This is a genomic window from Paenibacillus sp. FSL M7-0134 (genome assembly GCF_038007865.1).
Taxonomy (GTDB): Bacteria; Bacillota; Bacilli; order Paenibacillales; family Paenibacillaceae; genus Paenibacillus; species Paenibacillus polymyxa_B.
Genome location: NZ_JBBOXV010000002.1, coordinates 236,377 through 255,339 on the forward strand (window position 1 = coordinate 236,377; position 18,963 = coordinate 255,339).

13 protein-coding genes are annotated in these 18,963 nt (G+C 42.9%); 11 read left to right on the forward strand and 2 right to left on the reverse strand.

Annotation, left to right across the window (positions count from 1 at the left end):
• The first annotated feature begins 86 nt into the window (after positions 1–86).
• The 9 genes from NSQ58_RS16845 to NSQ58_RS16885 all read left to right on the forward strand — a co-directional run bounded on the left by NSQ58_RS16845 (position 87) and on the right by NSQ58_RS16885 (position 11,932).
• Positions 87–2,900, forward strand: coding sequence for a M14 family metallopeptidase (locus NSQ58_RS16845; RefSeq protein WP_341057893.1), 2,814 nt, complete (start codon positions 87–89; stop codon positions 2,898–2,900).
• Between the two features lie 221 nt (positions 2,901–3,121).
• Positions 3,122–4,456: a DUF418 domain-containing protein gene (locus NSQ58_RS16850; protein WP_081365930.1), complete on the forward strand. Its 1,335-nt coding sequence runs from the start codon at positions 3,122–3,124 to the stop codon at positions 4,454–4,456.
• A gap of 432 nt (positions 4,457–4,888) precedes the next feature.
• Complete coding sequence (locus NSQ58_RS16855; RefSeq protein WP_341057895.1) at positions 4,889–6,010, forward strand: pentapeptide repeat-containing protein; 1,122 nt, start codon at positions 4,889–4,891, stop codon at positions 6,008–6,010.
• A 103-nt stretch (positions 6,011–6,113) separates the two neighbouring features.
• Positions 6,114–6,932, forward strand: coding sequence for an alpha/beta fold hydrolase (locus NSQ58_RS16860; protein ID WP_339201406.1), 819 nt, complete (start codon positions 6,114–6,116; stop codon positions 6,930–6,932).
• A gap of 266 nt (positions 6,933–7,198) precedes the next feature.
• Positions 7,199–8,161, forward strand: coding sequence for an ABC transporter substrate-binding protein (locus NSQ58_RS16865; RefSeq protein ID WP_341057896.1), 963 nt, complete (start codon positions 7,199–7,201; stop codon positions 8,159–8,161).
• Between the two features lie 153 nt (positions 8,162–8,314).
• On the forward strand, positions 8,315–9,982 hold the full coding sequence (locus NSQ58_RS16870; protein WP_341057897.1) for an AraC family transcriptional regulator: 1,668 nt from the start codon (positions 8,315–8,317) through the stop codon (positions 9,980–9,982).
• Between the two features lie 278 nt (positions 9,983–10,260).
• Positions 10,261–10,506 (forward strand): hypothetical protein, encoded by a 246-nt coding sequence (locus NSQ58_RS16875; protein WP_341057898.1) that lies wholly within the window; start codon positions 10,261–10,263, stop codon positions 10,504–10,506.
• Between the two features lie 304 nt (positions 10,507–10,810).
• Entirely contained in the window at positions 10,811–11,020 is a 210-nt protein-coding gene (locus NSQ58_RS16880) for a hypothetical protein (protein ID WP_023986867.1), read from the forward strand.
• 486 nt (positions 11,021–11,506) lie between these two features.
• Positions 11,507–11,932 carry a MarR family winged helix-turn-helix transcriptional regulator gene (locus NSQ58_RS16885; protein ID WP_023986869.1) on the forward strand — a complete coding sequence of 142 codons (426 nt, stop codon included), beginning with the start codon at positions 11,507–11,509 and terminating at the stop codon, positions 11,930–11,932.
• Between the two features lie 266 nt (positions 11,933–12,198).
• Here the strand turns inward: NSQ58_RS16885 and NSQ58_RS16890 are convergent, their stop codons facing one another.
• Together NSQ58_RS16890 and NSQ58_RS16895 are read right to left on the reverse strand one after the other, a co-directional pair.
• Positions 12,199–13,173, reverse strand: coding sequence for a bile acid:sodium symporter family protein (locus tag NSQ58_RS16890; protein WP_023986870.1), 975 nt, complete (start codon positions 13,171–13,173; stop codon positions 12,199–12,201).
• A gap of 115 nt (positions 13,174–13,288) precedes the next feature.
• Complete coding sequence (locus tag NSQ58_RS16895) at positions 13,289–14,170, reverse strand: AraC family transcriptional regulator (protein ID WP_341057899.1); 882 nt, start codon at positions 14,168–14,170, stop codon at positions 13,289–13,291.
• Between the two features lie 136 nt (positions 14,171–14,306).
• On the opposite strand from NSQ58_RS16895, the gene NSQ58_RS16900 reads away from it, so the two are divergent.
• Positions 14,307–17,663 (forward strand): DUF5107 domain-containing protein, encoded by a 3,357-nt coding sequence (locus NSQ58_RS16900; RefSeq protein ID WP_341057900.1) that lies wholly within the window; start codon positions 14,307–14,309, stop codon positions 17,661–17,663.
• Positions 17,656–18,942: a cellulase-like family protein gene (locus NSQ58_RS16905; protein ID WP_341057901.1), complete on the forward strand. Its 1,287-nt coding sequence runs from the start codon at positions 17,656–17,658 to the stop codon at positions 18,940–18,942. Before NSQ58_RS16900 ends, NSQ58_RS16905 begins: the two co-directional genes overlap by 8 nt.
• The last annotated feature ends 21 nt before the right edge of the window (positions 18,943–18,963 follow it).

The window sequence follows — 18,963 nt, forward strand, 5'->3', positions numbered from 1 at the left end:
TTTGCCGGACAATAGTCTGTTAAATGCTCTTTGTGAATAAAGAAGAGTACAACATGGTCTTTCGGTTATAAATAGGGGGAAAAAGAATGGGTACAAAACCGATAGTAAAGTTCTGCTTGGCGTTAACCATATCCGCCGCCATGCTTCTGGAGATCACTGCTCCGCACATGGCTATGGCTGATGCTGCACAGCGTGCAAAAAGCACGTTATTGAACGATAAACAGAGTCAACCAACAAAAACAATTTCAACGCAAGGTGAAAATACCCGGACACTGAAATTGGATAACAATGTAGCATCCATGACGAAGAAAAGAACAATTAAAGCTAGATTTAAACTTCCGAAGGGGACCAATATAAAGAAAATACGCTGGACATATGGTGGAAAGCCATTATCGGAATGGAAATCGTACAAGAATGGCGATTATAATGGCGCCCCCTTTATCACAGTTACTCAGGTCAAAGCAGAAAACGGAGAAGTCACTGCCAATATCAATTTCGGTCTTACTTACGGTACGGAGAATCTTGCCGAACCGAGTCTGCAGCGTCCACTGTACGCATCATTGATGGGAACCTATGAACTGGCTGCAGTAGTCAACGGAAAAACTGTTGCCCGTGCTCCCATTAAGTTGGTCCCATACGACAGCTTCCGTACCTATGATGAACTGAAGCCGGAGATTGATGCGATTACGGCACAGGCAGCTCAAAAAAACAACAGATACATTAAGACGATATCGATCGGCAAATCCGTGGAAGGCCGCGATATTTATATGACTGTGCTTGCCAAAGATAAAGCAACGATTGACAAATATCAGAATGTAACTCATCCTGACATGCTGAATCATCCTGCAAAGCTGGAGAACGATATTAAATCCGGTGCATTCGGAGATTATCAAGTGCCCATCTGGATCAACAATATTCATCCAAATGAAGCGCCGGGCTTTGATGCGATTATCAATTATTTTAAGACAATGGCCCTCGATAAAAATGTTACGTACAAAACTACCTCGTCCAATGGAAAATCGAGTACGGTAACTCTGAATTTGGATGATGCGCTTGATCATGTATTTTTCCTGTTCCTGTATACGGAGAATCCGGATGGAAGGGTTCATACCGAACGTTCAAATGCTGTCGATTTTGACTTGAATCGGGATAATTCATATCAAACTCAGCCTGAAACACGCAGTATAACAGAGCAAATCGCCAGATGGTCGCCGATTTCTTTCCTAGATCTGCATGGGTTTGATAAGAATTTTCTGATTGAGCCTACCACACCGCCTCACAATCCGAATATTGAATACGATTTGCTTATGGATAACATGGTAGAACAGGCAAAAGTGATGGGTGAAGCAGGTATTGCAAACACGAAGTATGATTACTACCATATTCCTTATGAAGAACATCGTAAAACGGCCGAAAATCCTAAATATGTTTCCAAAGGAACTGCTTCGGGATGGGACGATGCGTCTCCAGCCTATACAGCTGTCTTCGCCATGCACCATGGTGCAATGGGACATACGCTGGAAACACCTGAATCGAATGAGGAGTCGACCAAAGCATTGTACTATAGTGTCGCTGCAGCAACCGATTATGTTATGGAAAAGAAAGAAAAGTTATTTTTGAACCAGCTGAAAATATATGAACGTGGAATTAATAATATGGATGATCATGCCGTAGATCGGTATCTAGTCAATGCAAAAAATCAAGTCATTGGCCGCCCGCGTCACGGTAATAAGAATTTTTTCCCTGAATATTACGTTTTGCCGACTGATAAAAGTCTTCAAAAAAATCCGCTGGAAGCCTACCGGATGATTGAATATTTTATCCGCAATGGAGTAAAGGTTGAACGCTCGACAAAAGCTGTAAGTGCTGCTGGCAAGACCTACCCTGCAGGTTCATTTATCATAAATATGCATCAGGCCACACACGGCATTGCAAACATGGTTTTATATGATGGTATTGACGTCTCAGATTATGCTTCCGTAGCTGGCGAGATTGTACAGGACTTTCCAGTCCTACGAGGATTTGAATGTGATGCGATTAGAGAAGCCGGAGTGTTTGCGGGCAAAACTTCTCCGGTGACTTCCGTATCGATTCCGGCAACACAAATGCCGAATCATTCTGCCTATGTTTTAATCCGAAACACCAATAACGATGCCATCAAAACGGTTAATGAATTGCTTAAATCCGGCAAAGCGGTTACGATGCTATCCAAAAGCGGAACAGGATATGAAGCGGGTGACTTTGCAGTGGCCTATGATGATCTGCACCCGCTGGCCTCGAAATACGATCTTGATGTAACGGCATTCGGCAATAACAGACCTGTTGGCAAAGTTCTTAAACCTTCTACGGTAGCCGCTCTCGGCGAACCAGCTTATGTGCTCAAAAATCTCGGTTTTAAAGTGACCGATGATCAGCAGCATGCCGATGTGCTGGTGAATACATTCGATTCCGACAAACTTGTCGAGAAAGGGAAGCCTTACATTGCTTATGGAAATATGGGGATGGTTAATGTGAAAAACTGGATTCCCCAATTTGCGTTTGCTGGACCGACATGGGAAAGATACGAAGGGGTCTTCCTGGCGAATATCAAACAGGATCATGTGATTACAGCTCCTTACGATAGTGAAGAATACTTCTACACCGTTACAGGTTCTTACATTACGAAACTACCTAAAGCCGCAAAAGTTCTTGCAACCATAAGTAATAAAGAAAACTTCTTCAAAGCGGGCTGGTGGCCAGGTCACGATGCCGCAAGAGGAAAGATCATGGCCTTCACCTATAAGGAAAACAAAAAGAATCTTACTGTTTTCTCCAATGATCTAACCAATGGCGCTCATTCACAGCAGCAATTCCGACTACTGGCCAATTCAATTTTTAATGCCGTCGCCGAAAAATACTGAGTGACTTTTAATAATATTGCAAACAACCTTATTCCAGTGATCAACTGCGAATAAGGTTGTTTTTGCGATAAAACGGTTTCGCCTACTGTGACATTTTGTTTACAACTTGATCAAACTTTAGCGACATCTGCAGGATATATTGGACTATAGCGTGACATCAATCCTCTGCATAACCAGGTTGATAAAAATGTGAATTCAGTATTTTCAGGGAGGAATGCAAGTTGCTAAGCAGTATAAAGCTGATGAGCAGATTCGTCAGAGAGTATGAGGGAGAGGAAAATATTAAAAAACGAGCTTCTTCCGTAAACAGCCAGTTGAATGAAAATCAAGTAGATGAAAAGACGGTTGCTAATAAATTGGATGAAAAAGCAGTAGATACAGCAGGTATATCCAATACATCCTACGACGGTACACAAAGCGATATTCCTTCTCGAAGCTCTGTAGAAGAGTCGAGGAGAAGGCGGGGCACCGGGCGTCTTGTAGCACTTGATGCAGTACGAGGACTGGCGGTGCTGGGAATGTACTTGCAGCACTTCGGATCGAACCCAAACGTTTCTGCGATTGTTTCCGGAAACACGACACTATTATTCGTATTGTGCGGGGGTATATCTTATTCCATTATGGCACAGCGCATGATGGAGCGGGGAGCGGATACGGCCGCTTTCCGTGCGCGAATGCTGGCACGCGCCGTATTTGTTGATATTATCGGATATTTGCTTATTATGCTGAACACTCCATATGGTGTCATTTTGCCTGCCTATGCAGCTATGTTTGTGTTGGCACTAATGTTATTTCGCCGTTCGCCCCGCACCATTGTTACAACAGCAGCAGTTTTGCTCGTGACGGCCCCGCCACTAATGATTCTTGGATCAAGCATTTTCTCGAAAGCTTATCTTCTTAGTGATATCGCGGGAGGTCCGATGTCAGCTCTCGCCTTGACTCCTGCATTTGTTGCCGGCATGGCCATTGGCCGCTTTGACCTCACCAGGATACGCACAGCTCTCATACTCGCAGGCAGCGGTATTGTTATGCTTGTGATAGGCAAAACGCTGGCCACTTTTGTGCTTCCAGGTTGGAGCCTTCGTTTTGAACAATGGCTGATCAGCGTACAGGGAATTGCTCCTATGCAGCCGGATGAATACGCAATTTGGCCGCTTAACACGGAACCACCGATGTGGCATATGCTTTTGCAGTCGGCTCCGCACACCGCTTCGTCATTCCAGACGATTATAGGCCTGGGAATCTCGTTTCTGGTATTGGGACTAGCATGCTTCGTGGCGAAGAAATTTTCCGCTGTATTAATGCCTTTTGCGGCAGTCGGGCGCGTGGCGCTGACCATGTATGCCATTCAGTTTGTGGTGGTCTGGATTCTTGATCTGATAGGAATCGGGCATAGTCTCGAAGGCGTTCCGTTCGGCGACCTGATTATCGGAGTGGCGGCACTACTGCTGGGCTGGCTGATTGCGCGGCTTCCTGTCGGCCCGCTTGAAGGACTGATGCGCCGTTTTGACCGAGTATTCAGTCCTACCCAACCAGTCTCACAAACAGTAAAGTAGATAGCCTTCTTGATACTCTATATTTATAGTCATAGAAAGTGCCGGGTTATAATTAAAACGGACTGATCAAACAGGATACCAGATAAAGAGAATACAGTCCGATTTTCGGTATTCATCGGCTCTGATCATGGTGCCTAAATAAACTGAGCTATAAGATAATCAATGAACAGAATTGAAAAAGAGAAACTAATCATGAAAATAATAGAAAATATTAATATTTAATTTCTCGGAAGGGGTGGGTTCAATTGTGAACCCACCCCTTTTTCATTGAGTACAGTTATGGTTCTTTCTGTAAACAAAATCACTAATTTGTCCGATACATACATAAGGATGATTTACTGTTAAATATACCCTTGAAAATTATGATTTCACATATCAACTAATTGAGGCGTGCAGCCTATGTAAATGTGACGACTAGAAAGGAGATAGAGCGTGAATCGTGAAGAGGTCTTTCGACATTTTGAAAATGAGATCTATGAACCCCTAAGGCATCGAATGTTATTCGCATTGGAAGTCTATTTCCAAAATCATAAGCATGCCTTAGCTAAGGCATTTCGCAATTCACTAGAGCAGATATTTGAGAAAGTCAAGTTGATGCAGCGAGAAGGTAACAAACAGGCGTTGGGGTATATATCCTATTCCATGCTTCGTACCGAATTAGCAAATGGAAGGGCGACCTATTTGGTGGAGGCGATGGATAAGAGATGGTTTATGGATCGCCATAATTGTCGAGATACCTATAATGCAGATTGGGCATTTCGCTACTTGGACGAGTGGGAGACGAAATTAAGTAAGCACGCTAAGAAATACGGTGGAAGAATCGGATTAGATGATATTCAGAGGATGAAATTGCACGTGGCAGTACATGTTCATCAATATATCATTGCTTTGGCGCGTTTTAGTATCACAGAAGAATGGTTCGATGATATTCAGTTTGCTCATGAAATAGAGTTGGAAGATGTATTCGAACTGAGAGTCGGAGAATATTTAGATCGAAGTGAAGTCATTTATAAACGAGATGTGCGTGTCAAAGATTCCATTGTGATTAAAGACTGGCTAGAGGAAAAAAAGCCCTACGACTACATACATGAAGTTTTCCGCAAGATCGATGGGTCTCAAGGAAATTATGAGAGAATACGTCTGCAATATGCCGATTTGAGTGAAAGTTCTTTTATCAATAGTGTTTTTACAGGAGGAAATTTGATTGGCTCCTGTTGGAATAAAGCATGTTTAATAGAAGCTGACTTTAGCGATTGTTTGATTCAAGAAGCACGTTTTGAAAAAGCCAACTTAAGAGGAACGTCTTTTCGAGATGCAGTAGCTGTACCTGGAATATACCAGTCTGAACGATGGGAAAGACCTGGTTTTCAACCCGTAAGTTTTGCAGGAGCAGATCTTACAGGAGCCAAATTTCAGGGCGCTTACTTACAGAATGCTGATTTCACCGGGGCTATATTGCAGGGGGCCGACTTCATTGGTGCAGCTATAGAGGGGGCCTGTTTCAAAGGGGCGGTGCTGGATGGAACCCGATTTAGTTTAGGGATGCATCTTTAACCATAATAACAACCTATTTTGTGCTTTGTTAGGCTTGATAAAACATGTAGATTCTTCTTTAGTGTAAGAATATTATAAATAACTCAATTTTGGAGGAGTCTGTATGCCATATTGTAAAGTCAAGAATGCCAATATATATTACGAGGAAATTGGTAAAGGCAAACCGATTATAATGATCCATGGTTTTACACCAGACCATCGGTTAATGAGTGGGTGCATGGAACCGATATTTGAAGATAATCCCGATTGGCGTCGTATCTATCTTGACCTGCCTGGAATGGGACAAACAAAGGACTACGAACAAATATGTAATTCAGATGAAATGCTAGAAGCAGTTATAAATTTTATTGAAACTCTTGTCCCAAACCAAGATTATCTCATAGCAGGCGAATCATACGGTGGATATATTACAAGAGGAATAATTAATAGACATAAAGATCGTATTGGTGGAGCTGCACTGATTTGTCCATTAATTATTCCTGAACACAAAAGAAGAATACTTCCCGAGCATTTTGTTGTTCATTGTGATCGCGAGTTTATGGACACCTTAAGTGAAGAGCAAATAAGTGATTTTAGCGCAAATCAAGTCGTTCTCAATGAATATAATTGGAAAAGGTATTCTGAAGAGATAGTGGCAGGTTGTAAGATCGCTGACTACGATTTTCTTAGCAAGATTCAAAGAAACTATGGATTTTCCACCAATATAGATGAATTAGTTTTCGATAAACCAACAGTTTTTACTCTTGGGCGACAAGATGCAGTCGTTGGTTACATAGATGCTTTTAGAATTTTAGACAATTATCCTAGAGCAACCTTTGCTGTTCTAGATCGAGCAGGCCATAATCTTCAGATTGAACAGGCTCTATTATTTGAGTCACTTATGCGTGAGTGGCTTGAAAGAGTAACAGAGTTTGGATTTTAGTTGTATATTAATCCATTGAACTAATGCTTGGCTCGTCTGCAAAGCTTATGTCCAAAGGTTGGGATAGCTGCTAGTAGTGTGTCATTCGCATCTGTCTGCATATAAATGAAATAAGAGAACAGATGTTTTATTCGGGACGATCATTGACATTTATCCAAATAAATCTTTGCGTTTTTTTCATTGTTTCCCCTTTTCACACTACCTATAATAATGCCGTAAATGATAATCATTTTCAATTAATAGAGAGAAGGAAAGGGGTAACAAGTGTGAAGAAACAACGTGGAAAGCAAATTATACTCTGGGTAGGGAGTTTCCTCCTGTTGTTGATAATATCGGCATGCAGTACTTCTAATGCTAATAGCAGCGTGTCTGATGAACAGAAAGAGGAAAGTGAGAAAACTGTTCAATATACAACGATAACAGGTAAACAGGTTGAAATACCTGCAGATCCAAAACGAGTTGTTTATATTGGCCAGACAATTGGTGATTTCTTGGCGATGGGTATTCCAGTTGTTGGTAATAACCTTCCCCAAGATACTCCTAGTTACTATGAAGGTAGATTTGAAGGAATCGTTGATGTTGGAAATCCTGGTGACTTAGAGACGATTCTGAGTTTAAAACCCGATCTGATTATTAATGGTTATTACAAGGCAGAAGTAGATCATAATGAGGCATTGTCGAAAATTGCTACTACTATCCCCTTTAACCCAGCTCTTCCTTATACAGAACGTGTAAAGGAGATGGGAAATATCTTTGGCAAACAGGAAGAGGCAGCTCAATTGATTGCTAAGTTTAAAGCACAGTCGAAAGAAATGTTTGATAAGTTTCAATTAGCAGAAGGGGAGACAGCGACAATTTTCTACCAGTTGGGTAAAACACTTTATGTTATGGGCGATCGTAGCCTGGGTGCTATTATTTATGGGGAGAACGGTTTCGCCGTCCCATCAGCTGTACAGAAGAATATTCTTGATCAAGAAGGCGTGTCTTTCGTTAATATTTCAGAAGAAGTGCTTTCAGAATTTGCTGGTGATCATTTGTTTGTAATTGTACAAGATGATGATGAAAGTAAAACAGTAGCTGACCGACTGCTACAAAGACCGATATGGGCAACTTTGCCTGCAGTCCAAAAAGGAAATGTTTATGTTGTTCCCAGTGAATGGAATACAGATAATTTGTTAGCTTTGGAGCAATTGTTTGAACAGATGCCACAATGGCTGGACCAACAGTAAGAACTTATTTTTGCACATTCAGTTCTTTATATCGCTAGTTTTCTAAAATAGCACATACTCCAACTATTAAAAGCTGAACTATAGTTGAAAGCAGGTCATTATATGTTACAATAACGATAATGATTCTCATTTTCAATTGTTGGAGAGTTGCTTATGAATCTAGCACCCCTGTATATTAGGCTGCAACACTATGATAGGTTTCAAGTTGACCAGATAATTCCAGCGAATGGCCACAATGAGGGAATGAATGACAATGAAACAAATTTATGCACATTATTGATAGCACTCAGTCACGGCATACGGCTGTATGTAGACAATATTGCAATCGATCTACGACAAGGAAGCTGCATTCTGGTTTTGCCTGTACAACGCTACACTATGGAATCAAGTAACAAAGAGGCACAGCTTGCACGCTTTACCTTTGAAACCTTTAAAGTAGAAGGAATGACTTTGAATCCGGTTGCTCATCCACCTTTGCTTTGTGGTTACCCCTATAATCTGTTGATTTCTCAAATCAATCGAGTATTAGGGAATGAAGCATGGATAAGTAACCAATGTTGTTCCTCTCTATCCACATCAGAAATGGCTATGATGCAAGGTAGACTTCAGCTCATTCTGGGGTTGATGGCTCAGTTCGATGAGCAAGTTTCCCAGTTGCAGAACAATGAAAAGATAAACTTGGTTCAACAAACCGTACAGTATATGGAACAGCATTATGATGAAGACTTAACAGTTGAAAAACTTGCTAACATGGCTGGAATGGTCAGATGGCAATATAGTCAAAAGTTTAAAATAATGACCGGCAAAAAGCCAAATGATTATTTGGTCCAATTACGTATAAACCACGCAAAAGAACTTCTGTGTAATTCCACCGAGACATTGGGCAAAATATCTCGACAAATTGGGTTTAAGGATGAATACTATTTCAGCCGGTGCTTTCATAAATTAACTGGACACACCCCGCGTGAGTATGAGAATATTCATCTTCGTACTGGGCAAAGAACAGTTATCGATTCATTTGGCAAAAAGATTCATGTTCCCAAAGATACAACACGTATCGTGACTGATGGCAAATTTACGCTTGGAGAATTGCTCGTTTTAGCCATGCCCCCTATAGGAGCGGCCATCTCTATAATGAAAGATAACGTGATTTATCACAATAAGTTGCGAAATATTCATAATATCGGGCATTGGGCAGATCCAGATAAAATTGCACAACTGCAGCCGGAGTTATTATTGCTTAGCTATGTTCATCCCGAACAAGATTTGCAGAAACTAGATGCGATCGCTCCTACTGTTATATTGAACAGTAAGTTTAGACTATTTGAGCGGTTACGGTATATTGCTAAACTAGTTGAACGTAGTAAAGCGGCGGAGAAGTGGATTACTAGATATGAGAACAAAGTAAGATTGGTACGTAGGCAATTAGCAGATGCTTATGTTGCTGGAGAGACAGCTGCTGTTTATCTCAAGTTTGGTACAAAACTTTATATTATGGGCCAGAGCGGATTGGCTGCCACCTTGTATGAATCTCTTGGCTTTCGTCCTTCTGCCAATGTGATGCACCTAATCGAGCAAGGGCAAGCATGGATAGAAATTCAGCAGCATCAAATGAATCACTATGCGGGAGATCGTAATTTCGTCTTGGCTTCTCGCCAGGAATTGCAAACTGTTGCTCACTGTCCACATATTGCGGCTTTAGCCGATCTAAGTAACAGTAAGACTCATTTTGTGGATAATATATGGAATTATGATGATCCCATTACACGCGGACAGTTGCTAGAGGTGCTACCGTATATTTTTAATAAGAAAGTTAAGTGATCAGGGGAGGCTAAACCCTAATCACTTTTTTTGAGCGTGGACAGCGCTTAACCAGCATAACTCGATTAACGAGGAATGTACTCTCCATCTATGGCCAGATTTTCATTCCGCTCGGACAGTGGAACAAGGATTTAGGCCTCTCGCATCTGAATCTACAGCATACTGGGAGAACAAAACATTAATATTTGATGATGAAAAAAAGGGCACGGCCGTGACTATAGCGCCAAGAATTCCTGGTTTCAAGCGAGTGCCCCTCAACTTGATCGGGAAGGTAATGCATGGACTTGGATAAATACGAGAACTTTGATTCTAATCCAGCTTGTGAAACATATGGAAAATTAGCTGAGAATATAGAAAAATATAATCATTTTACAATTTTAGAGGGAGAAACAACTATTGGTGCTCTGGATATAGGAGGAAATGATGATCGTATGCACATTGATAACGTGTGTGTTTCTCCTTTAAATCAGAATAAAGGAGCAGGTACTGGGCGACGGACTTTTGCTTCGCTGACCCGACCCTGACTGGCCAAGCACCGCTCGATTTTTCAAGTGATGTCGGAGTAAAGAAATATTTATTTGGTGCATTGAGGTGATTTTCATAAGCTTTTGTCGACATATGGAATGCACCTCCTAAATTAAAGTTTTTAGCATTGCTTTTGCCTTATTATAAGATGGAGCTTCACATAAAACAAAGTAAATAAATATGAATAGTAAAAGAATTCGCATTTGGATAAAGCGGAAATCACTTTTGGACATTCAATTTCCGAATCATGGCTGTTATAGTTTTAAAAAAGTTCAATCAAAGCATATAAGGGGGTGCAACCCTATGCCGTCAGTTCGGCACGGATTGGTAACAACGGATAGACAGCAGGAATGGCTTGCTCGATTAGACGTAATCTTGATGCAAAACGCAGCAGAGACCGAGAAGGCGGATACGGAAAACGACTTGAATTATATGTTGATAACCGATTTGAGGAAAATCGGTTACCTTAAATTGGCGGTTCCATCAGACCTTGGGGGCGGGGAATTTCCTTGACTGACTTTCTCGTGTTCCAGGAGCACATCGCGCAAGTCGATGCGGCTAGCGCTCTGGCGATCGGTTGGCATATGAGCACTGTGCTTCATTTGGGAACCGTTCGCCCATGGAGGACAACGGAATTTGAATTTTTGTGCAAGGAGATCCTCGGCCGGAACACATTGATAAATCGGGCCGTAAAGCAATGCCGTTCATTCAATAGGTTGATTATGGTCAGATACCACCATAATTGACCTATCTTCGCTTTCTCGCATTTTTAAGATTAATTGCAGCAATGTACATGCATAGGACGATAGTTAGGATGGATTACTGTCAATAAGTGGACGCTCTGAAACGAGAATCATTATGCTGCATTTGCATACTGGTTCGGTGATGACGGGTTGTAATATTTAAAATATTGTAGGAGTTTTGACCATTCCATTTAAGCTTGATACAATAGGATAAACTTAGTGGAGATACTTTAACATAGAATGGTGTGGTCTAAACTTGCAACATGAAAACGAACTCTTGGATGTATGGTTGTCTTTGTCTCACATCCATTCCACTTTAAATGATAAGTTAGAACAAGCTCTACTACAAAATTATGATTTATCCTTGAAGGAGTTTTATGTTTTGGGTTTTATATCCAATTCCGAGGAAAAAAAATTACGACTGCAGCAACTTCAAGAATTGGTGGGATTAAGTCAAAGTGCGACATCGAGACTCGTAGTGAGAATGGAAGCCAAAAACTGCGGGGCTTTACAAAGATATACATGCGAGGATGATCGACGAGGTGTGTATACTCGGATTACGGAATTAGGTGAAAATAAATTCCAGCGTGCACTTCAAACCTTTAATCAGGTGTTACAATCAGAACTTCAGAAAGATGGAGTGAAGTCACAATTTCAAAATCTTACGCAAAAGCTATTTTAGACTTTGCAACCTGTGTATATCGTTCTTAGTTTCCTTAGGGTAATATGTGGCTTGAACGTTGTGCCACGAAAGGCTCTTTACAGGGGCTTAGTTTATTACCCTAGACGATTCAATAGAAATGTTATGATTGGAAAGTGAACATTTACATGATTGTGCATGCATGTTTTAATTAAGCTCCCAACCATGTGCGCATAGAAACGCCCTTCCGAAACTCCTCCTCATAAGGAGGAGTTTTATCGTCTGGAACCGCCGCCAGCCCCCTTTGCTTAAGAAACTGAGGCCGTATTGCGCTTTTCCTTGGCGTTGCCGCGGTCGCGACGACTTAGCAGAAATCCGACCAGAGATGCCGTGGATTGCTGGAAAATCATCCCGAGTACAACAGGCAGTGCTACCGGGGCCGGGAAATAGGTGATGGCCAGCACAGCTCCCGCGCTAATATTACGCATGCCGCCGTTAAAGACAAGCGCCGTACGGTCTGCATTATTCCACCGCATCAGCCCTGATATCAGATAACCGATCGCATATCCAGTGGAAGCAAGGACGACTATGGATAGGCATACTCCAACAAGCTTGAGATTAAAATCGACCAGATAAGGCGCGATGACAGATCCGTTAATCATGACGACAAGAGCCATAGCCAGCTTGGAGAACGGGCCTAGCCGAGGTCCCCATACCTGCTTGATCTTCCCTTTAGTCCATTCGTTCAATACCATGCCGATTAGCGAAGGAACGACAATCATCCAGAACAGACTCTGCATCATCGCCCAGGTATCGAGATGCACATCCGCTCCGATCAGCAGGGACATGATGCCCGGCACGGCGAATGGGGCCAAAATCGTATCAATTAGAATGATCGCCAATGTCAGCGCCGTGTTGCCTTTATAGATGTTGACCCACACGAAGCTGGAAATACCTGTAGGGATAGCTGCACCAAGAATAAGTCCAGTGATCGTATAAGGATCATTACTGAAGGCCAGATGCCCCAGCATCATGGCGAGAAGCGGCATGGCCAGGTGAAGAATAAACAGACAGGCGATGAGCGGACCAGGATGCTTTATCACATGGACAAAATCCTTAAACCCCATACTGATACTGCCCGCGAAGGTCATGAATGCAAACAGCCAGGGAGAGAGTTCGGTATATTGTGACAACGGCGTACCGATCAGGACGCCAATTAGAATACTGATTGGTGTAATTAGCGGCATAGCTGCATTTAGTCTTCGATTCAACGTGAGGAGCATACAAAACTTCCTTTTTTAACCTTAAGTATAGACCTTGCACCCCTGATTCGTAAATGATCTGTGACCTTGCGATAGCCCGATAGAAGCAAATTTGAACACTCCTGATGAACATAGATCAACCCTTCAAATTATTTCGATACTCCAAAGGAGAGCAACCCATTATTTTTTTGAATAGCCTGGAGAAGTAGTAAGGGTCCCTAAAACCGAGTTGTATGCTAATTTCTTTAATAGAAGCATTCGTCAAATCCAAAAGCTGATTGGCCCTCTGTATCTTCATTCTTAAATAGTAATCGACAGGAGAGTAGCCGGTGGATTGTTTGAATATCAAGTTCAGATGCTGCTTGGATACCTGAACATGCCGACTAAGCTCCTCAAGCGAAAGGGTGGATTCCAATTGTTCACTCATATAGCGTGTTGCCTTATCCACATGACTCTGGTACGTACTGTCTTCCTTGCGAAATGCAACGGATACAACAAAAATCAGCAGATAACGGACAGTTTGCGATACTTGAACTAAATGTATGATGGAGTATGGTTTGTTCAGTAAAAGGTCGTAACACTGATGAAATAGCTCCAGTAGTTTGACTTCATCACTGGCGGCCATCGAAATATACGTTTTAAAAGGCTCGAATAATGCCATAAAATCATCAGCTTGGTCCCCTTTAAGATGAAACCAGTAAATCGTCCAAGGATCTCCATCGTCAGCCCCATAAGCATGTGGCATGTCCCTGGGAATGTACGCAAAGCTTCGCTCCGTCATGTCAATCGTTAGGCCATCCTTTGTTCGTATCCAACCTTTTCCGCTGGCACAGTAGATGAATATATGAGAGTCACATCCGTGCATTCTTTCACGAAAATGATGGCGGGCATGGTTGAAGCAGCCTATGTCCGTAATATATAGATTTTTTGTAAGCGGATTCATATTTAATTTATCCAGCATATAGGGTGGAAGGACATATAACTTTTCACCCTCAAATCCATCAGCTTTCTTATTCATAATCTATCCATCTCCTAGCCTTAGGCGGCTCTAATGATGAAATACGTATATAGTCCATCATAAACAGTGGATTGTCAATTGTCTGTACTGTCGCTTACTTGTAAGCTCTGAATATAAGAGCGACTATGAGGGAGTGATGGAATTGAGCATCTTCGACGCTAAGGCACGCGTGTGGGAGGAAACCGTGCAGATCCCCACGTATGGAATTGGCAAACCCGACAAAAATCCAATGTTTCTGGAGAAACGTGTCTACCAGGGAAGTTCCGGTCGAGTGTACCCGCATCCGGTAATTGATAAAATTGAGGATGAGAAGAAACTTGAAAATTACCAAATTGTTTTTCTGGAAAATAAATACTTGCGCATTGAGATCATGCCAGAGCTGGGAGGCCGCATTTATCGTGCGGTCGACAAGACCAACGGTTACGATTTTGTTTATTATAACAGGGTCATCAAACCAGCGCTTGTGGGCTTATTGGGGCCGTGGATATCTGGAGGCATTGAGTTCAACTGGCCTCAGCATCACCGTCCCAACACTTACGGACCCGTTGAATACAAGTTGGAAGAACATGAGGACGGAAGCGCAACGGTATGGGTGAGCGAAATTGATCGTATGTTCGGCACGAAAGTAACAGCTGGATTTACACTCCAACCGGATAAAGCATACCTTAAAGTTGGGGCCCAGCTATACAACCGGACTGCCGAGCCTCAAACGTTTCTATGGTGGGCCAATCCAGCCGTAGCGGTACATGAGCACACACAATCTGTTTTTCCTCCAGACGTATCAGCCGTGTTCGACCATGGAAAGCGAGATGTATCCCGTTTCCCGATCGCTACAGGCACTTATTATAAAATGGATTATTCTGAAGGCGTAGATATCTCCCGATACAAAAATATTCCTGTCCCCACTTCATATATGGCCTATAAATCGGATTACAATTTCATAGGTGGTTACGACCATATGAAACAAGCCGGGCTTTTGCATGTGGCTAACCATCACATCTCTCCCGGAAAAAAGCAATGGACATGGGGAAATGGCGAATTTGGCCAAGCATGGGACCGGAATCTAACAGACGAAGACGGCTCCTACATCGAGTTGATGACGGGGGTATATACCGATAACCAACCAGATTTCACTTGGCTTCAGCCGTATGAAGAAAAATCGTTCTCGCAGTATTTTATGCCTTACAAACATATTGGTATTGTCAAAAACGCTTCAATTGACGCAGCCGTTAATTTGGAATTAAATCGCAGCGAAGGGACAGCACAGATTGGAGTCTATGTAACTTCGTCATTTCGTGACGCTGTTGTGGAATTAAGTAGTCAGCGGAAAGTTTATATCCAAGAAACCTTAGATCTGACACCTAATAAGGCCTTTATGCAGAAGACAGTTATTTTGGCTGAGGATGAGGATTATGAACTATGCTTAACCGTCAAAGACGCGACCGGAAGGGAGTTGATTAGCTATCAGCCGAAGAAAAAGGAAGTTGAACAGATGCCGGCTGCTGCTGCCGCCCTGCCAGAACCGGAGGAATTAAGAACGAACGAAGAATTATATTTAGCAGGACAACACTTGGAGCAATACCGTCATGCTACCTTTGAACCCGAGGCGTATTATCTTGAGGGCCTGAAAAGAGATAAAAATGACAGCCGCATAAATGTGGCATATGGTACGTTGCTTCTTCGTAGAGGGTTGTATTCAGAAAGTGAAGAGTGCTTTCGTAAAGCTATCTCGCGGGTAACCTGGCGTAACTCTAATCCCTATGACGGTGAGGCCTACTACCAGCTTGGCTTGTCGCTAAAATACCAAGAGCGGATGGATGAGGCGTTTGCTGCATTTTATAAATCAGTATGGAGTGCGGCATGGCAAGACAGCGGGTACTTCTCACTGGCACAGATTGCGACAGAAAAAGGGAACTATGAAGAAGCGTTGGAACTCTTGGAGCGCTCGACAATCCGAAATGCTCGCAACTACAAAGCACGCAACCTGAAGTCGGCTATTCTTCGTAAGCTTGGCAGCTACGAAGCGGCAATAGCCTATTCCAAGGAAACGATTAAGCTCGATATCGCCGATTTTGGAGCTTACCGTGAGCAAGCATTATCATTAGAGGCTCTCGGGTTACGAGATGATGCTAAAACGGTCTTCGAAGAGCTGGAAAAATGGATGCGTGGAGATGTGCATAATTATATAGCAGTAGCATCGGACTATGCAGCGGCGGGACTCTATGAGGATGCAGTATGTGTGTTGGAAAAAGCTCCAGAGCAGGCGAAAACATACCCTATGCTGCATTACGTTCAGGCCTTCTGCTATGCTAAAATCGGCAAGCATGAGCAGGCGAATAATGCTCTCGCGCAGGCCGCAGTTGCAGTTCCCGACTACTGCTTTCCTAACAGTCTGTTGGAGTTGGATGTGTTACAATTTGCAATTCGAACGAGACCGGGGGATGGAAAGGCGCATTATTACTTAGGTAATTTACTCTATGATAAGAAACGGCATTGGGATGCCATTTCCAGCTGGGAAACGTCTCGTTCCATTGACGATACTTACCCCGTTGTTCACCGTAATCTTGCTCTTGGATATTTTAACAAACAAGGCCAAGTAGAGAAGGCTTGTCATTCGTTAGAGCAGGCATTTGCGTGCAATACTTCAGACGCGCGTGTTCTTTATGAGCTTGACCAGCTGTATAAGAAGCTGAACATCAAGCCCAACGACAGATTGAACCTAATGGAGAGGTATCCGGGAATCATAAAGCTTCGCGATGATCTATTTTTAGAATATGTAACCGTTCACAATACGATGAAGCAGCATAAAATAGCGTTGTCCTTGCTGACAGGGAGAATATTTCATCCATGGGAAGGCGGAGAGGGGAAGGTAACTGGACAGTATAGGCTTGCCAAGGTAGAGCTTGCGAAGTCCGACCTGAGGTCTGGGCGGATTGAACAGGCTGTAAAAGGGCTGCGGGAGGCTTTAGTGTATCCAGAGAATCTTGGCGAAGGTAAGCTAGAGGGTTCCCGAGATAACGATATCTACTATTATTTGGGCTGCGCGTATGAGCTATTGAAATTAACAGATGAGGCAAGGCAGGCTTTTTCCACGGCCTCTCAAGGACAGGGGGAACCCATTAACGCCATGTATTATAACGATCAACAGCCGGATATGATATTTTACCAAGGATTGGCCTGGCAGAAACTTGGTTATGCGAAGGAAGGCAATCGTCGATTCAACAAGCTCATTGATTACGCCGAAAGGCACTTATTCGAACCCGTGAAAATGGATTATTTTGCGGTTTCGTTACCCGACTTTCTCATCTTTGAAGATGACCTGAATAATCGTAATCAGGTTCATTGTACTTATATGAAAGCACTTGGTTTGCTTGGATTAGGTCGACAGGACGAAGCTATCTTGCATTTTGAATCGGTGCTTAAGCTGGAAGCTAATCATCAAGGAGCATTGAACCATATGGACTGGAGCTGGGAGGGGAAATCAAATGAGTAATCTCATGAGAAATGTACCGCGCAAATTGACGATCACCATGTGGGACTTTTCTTGGTATACAATGACGCAGGAAGGTGAGCCCTACAGCGATCTTGAAGCCCGTTTTAAAGAAGCGGTCGAAAGAGGCTACAATACGATCCGAATATGTGCTATGCCATTCATGTTGTTTACAGCGGATGGCAAACGTCCTGGACCCTTGGAGTTTGCTAACCTTGGGGAAGTAGGTCAGCGTACGCGTTGGTATAACTGTCGTGGCGGCGCAGTGCTGGACGGGCATGCTCATTTACTTGAACTGTTTAGACAAGCAAAGGCTCATAACTGTTACATTATGTTATCCTCTTGGGAATATCAGCAGAGTCCCAGCTTTCTGGCTCATGCTGAGCTTAGAGATGAATTAGCTGCAATACCTCCTAAGGAGAGATTCATGGCCATTGCAAAATCAATGGATCAGTTGATCCGTTTCGTCACAGCAGAAGGCTATAGGAACCAGATCATCTATACAGAGTTGCATAACGAAGTGGAATTTGGGCAGTTAAACGCTGTTGGGACGTCTGAAGGCATAGCCGAAACGAATGTACCAGCGCTTATTGAAGCCATGCAGCCCTATGTAGAAGAAGCGATTGAATATCTTCGCCAATGTCATCCCGATATTATGATGACGGCAAGCTATACGTTAAATGAAGCCTACCCTAAAGCTTACGTCGCGCGCAATATGCAGGTTGCCCATTTTCATCTTTATATTAAAGGGGTGCTCAATGAGCTTATGGAAGCGGCAGGGCTTTATGAAGAGTTGGCGCCGTTCCCCAATCCATTCGTACAATCCCTATTAAGAGAAGATGCTCCTCCATTTGCAAAGTGGACCCTGCCTCCGGAGCAGAATTGGCGGATGGAAGGCAATCCAGTCGGTATGAGGCTTATTTATTTACACGACTGGGTAGATCCCGACCAATGGGATTTATTTTTGTACGATCGGTATGGAGACCATAAAATTGCCATGTTGCAGAAGGCCGACACCCGTTTGGAAGAGATTCATGAATGGACTCGTCATTCCGGCATTCCAATTGTCATAGGAGAAGGTTATGTAGGCTACACGCCGTTGTATGCCCAATTTGAAGAAGGCCCAGTCGGCAAATTTATCGCTGAATATGTGTTGCGAAAAGGAATGGCACTTGGGTTCTGGGGAATGACCCTCTGCTCTAACTGTGCTCCCCATCATCCATTCTGGAATGATATCGCTTGGCAGCGCAAATGGAATCAATTTATCTTGAATTCAGATTAACGAGTGAGGGGAGTGAACTCC

Excerpts from the sequence above, each read along its gene's own strand:
- NSQ58_RS16845 (WP_341057893.1), top strand. The coding sequence starts at position 87 with ATGGGTACAAAACCGATAGTAAAGTTCTGCTTGGCGTTAACCATATCC.
- NSQ58_RS16860 (WP_339201406.1), top strand. The coding sequence starts at position 6,114 with ATGCCATATTGTAAAGTCAAGAATGCCAATATATATTACGAGGAAATT.
- NSQ58_RS16870 (WP_341057897.1), top strand. The coding sequence starts at position 8,315 with ATGAATCTAGCACCCCTGTATATTAGGCTGCAACACTATGATAGGTTT.
- NSQ58_RS16875 (WP_341057898.1), top strand. The coding sequence starts at position 10,261 with ATGGACTTGGATAAATACGAGAACTTTGATTCTAATCCAGCTTGTGAA.
- NSQ58_RS16880 (WP_023986867.1), top strand. The coding sequence starts at position 10,811 with ATGCCGTCAGTTCGGCACGGATTGGTAACAACGGATAGACAGCAGGAA.
- NSQ58_RS16890 (WP_023986870.1), bottom strand. The coding sequence starts at position 13,173 with ATGCTCCTCACGTTGAATCGAAGACTAAATGCAGCTATGCCGCTAATT.
- NSQ58_RS16895 (WP_341057899.1), bottom strand. The coding sequence starts at position 14,170 with ATGAATAAGAAAGCTGATGGATTTGAGGGTGAAAAGTTATATGTCCTT.
- NSQ58_RS16900 (WP_341057900.1), top strand. The coding sequence starts at position 14,307 with ATGGAATTGAGCATCTTCGACGCTAAGGCACGCGTGTGGGAGGAAACC.
- NSQ58_RS16905 (WP_341057901.1), top strand. The coding sequence starts at position 17,656 with ATGAGTAATCTCATGAGAAATGTACCGCGCAAATTGACGATCACCATG.